The following is a 1,940-nucleotide window of genomic DNA, read 5'->3' as shown; positions in this document are numbered from 1 at the left end:
ATCGCGGTAGGGACGGCCGTCACCGGCCGCCCCCCGCACAGATCCGTACGAGCGGAATTCCCGCATACGGCTCCTACTGCCGGTGGGTGACGACAAACCGAGAGTCGGGCCACGGGTGGAGGACGGTCGGACGCGGCAAGTAGCGATCGACAATCACGTTCATCCGACGCCAAGTCAGGCGCGTGCGCTGACTGCGCCGGCGGAGGCTGAGATACCACCGGACCTTGACGTGATGCCGGACGGCAAACAGCGCGGCGATGTTGGACGGGACGCCGAAGTAGGCATAGTGCCCCCGCAGCATCGCGGCCAACCGCCGGCCCTGCTCGTCGATCGGATCGTGCCGCATCCGCCGGAGGTCTTCAGCGATCCGGCGGATCGTGGCCCACTTGCGTGCACGCTTGGTCTTCCGCCACAGCTGGAAACCGCGTCCGTCTCGCTTGGTGCCGCAGATGTGCGTGAACCCAAGGAAATCGAACGTCTCCGGTCGCCCTTCGCCCCGGGCCGCACGGCGGTCGGCCACAAAGCGGCCGAACGCGAGGAGCCGGGTCTTCGCCGGGTTGAGATCAAGCCCGAACTTCGCGAGCCGGACCCGCAGGTCAGTGAGGAACTGCCGAGCGGTGTCCAGGCGCTGGAACCCGGCGATGGTGTCATCAGCGTACCGGACGACAATCATGTCGCCGGTTGCGGTGCGCCGTCGCCAAGCCTGGACCCAGAGATCGTAGACGTAGTGGAGATAGATGTTCGCCAAAAGCGGCGAGATCACCGAACCCTGCGGGGTTCCCTCCTCGGTCGCGACCCATGCGCCCTTATCCAGCACACCCGCCTTGAGCCATTTCTGGATCAGGCGGAGGATCCGTTTGTCGGCGATCCGGTGCTCCAGAAACGCCATCAGCCACGCGTGGTCGATGGTGTCAAAGAACGACCGGATGTCGGCGTCGAGGATCCACCGGACATTCCGTCCTTTGATCCCGTACGCGAGCGCATCCAGCGCATCGTGCTGGCTGCGCCCGGGACGGAACCCGTAGCTGAACCCCAGGAACTCTGCCTCATAGACAGGCGTCAGGATGATGACCACGGCGGCCTGGACGATCTTGTCCTCCAGTGCCGCAATGCCGAGCGGCCGTTGACTGCCGTCCGCCTTCGGTATGTACGTCCGGCGGGCAGGCAGCGCCCGATACGCGCCACGCTGAAGGCGTGTCTGAAGGGTCGTGAGGTGGGCCTCCCGATCCGCTTCGTACGCCGTCCACGTCACCTGGTCGATCCCGGGAACCGCGCGTTTCTTCAACGCGAAGAACGCGGCCCGGAGCACGTCGACCGTGAGGTGGTGGTGGAGCGCGGTCAGTTTCTCCTGCTTGTTCCTTTTGACGGCTTCTCGTATGCGGCTTTGCGCATGTGACACGGCTGCCCGGCTCTGCGTCCGGACCGTGGTTTGCTCACCCGCATTTCCGGCAGTCCCGCCCCTTCCCTCCACCGACTCCGCCGCAGGACGACCTGCTTTGTTCGCCGGTTTCGTTGGTACTATGGGCGAGTCTGACTTCTCCGGTCCGTACATCACGGTCGTCGGCTCCCAGCCTTCACCATGCGGCCCGATGGTCGGCCCCACCGGGCAGACCGGAGACCTCTCGGTTCCCGATACAGGAGACGTACGCACATGCCAGGGTCTAACGACGACGCGGAGCCGGCCGGCACTCGCATAGCGCACCAGACCGTGTTGCCTTCTGCTGACTGGAGAGCATCGGCACTCCGAATGGGAAGTCTAACGCCGCTCAATGGCTGGCCTATGCGCACCCCTGTCAACGCTTCACGCACGACCTCGCGGCCGCCCGCGCATGACTCGGGGCCAGTGTGGATCGCTACTCCTTCACCGCAAGGGACTTGCACCCTCTGTCTCCTGTCGGTCTCCCGACGCTCCCAGTCAATCCCGTCCAGAAGGTAGCCCA

1 protein-coding gene is annotated in these 1,940 nt (G+C 65.2%); it reads right to left on the bottom strand.

The window, feature by feature from the left end; all coding sequences use genetic code 11:
• Positions 1-73: 73 nt before the first annotated feature.
• Positions 74-1,399: a group II intron reverse transcriptase/maturase gene (gene ltrA, locus DRB17_RS19760; RefSeq protein WP_421779259.1), complete on the bottom strand. Its 1,326-nt coding sequence runs from the start codon at positions 1,397-1,399 to the stop codon at positions 74-76.
• Positions 1,400-1,940: the final 541 nt, after the last annotated feature.

Origin of the sequence: Ferruginivarius sediminum, assembly GCF_003344765.1 — a bacterium.
Lineage (GTDB): Bacteria > Pseudomonadota > Alphaproteobacteria > Kiloniellales > Rhodovibrionaceae > Ferruginivarius > Ferruginivarius sediminum.
The sequence above is the reverse complement of the archived record's forward strand: the minus strand, read 5'-3'. Positions and strand labels throughout refer to the sequence as shown.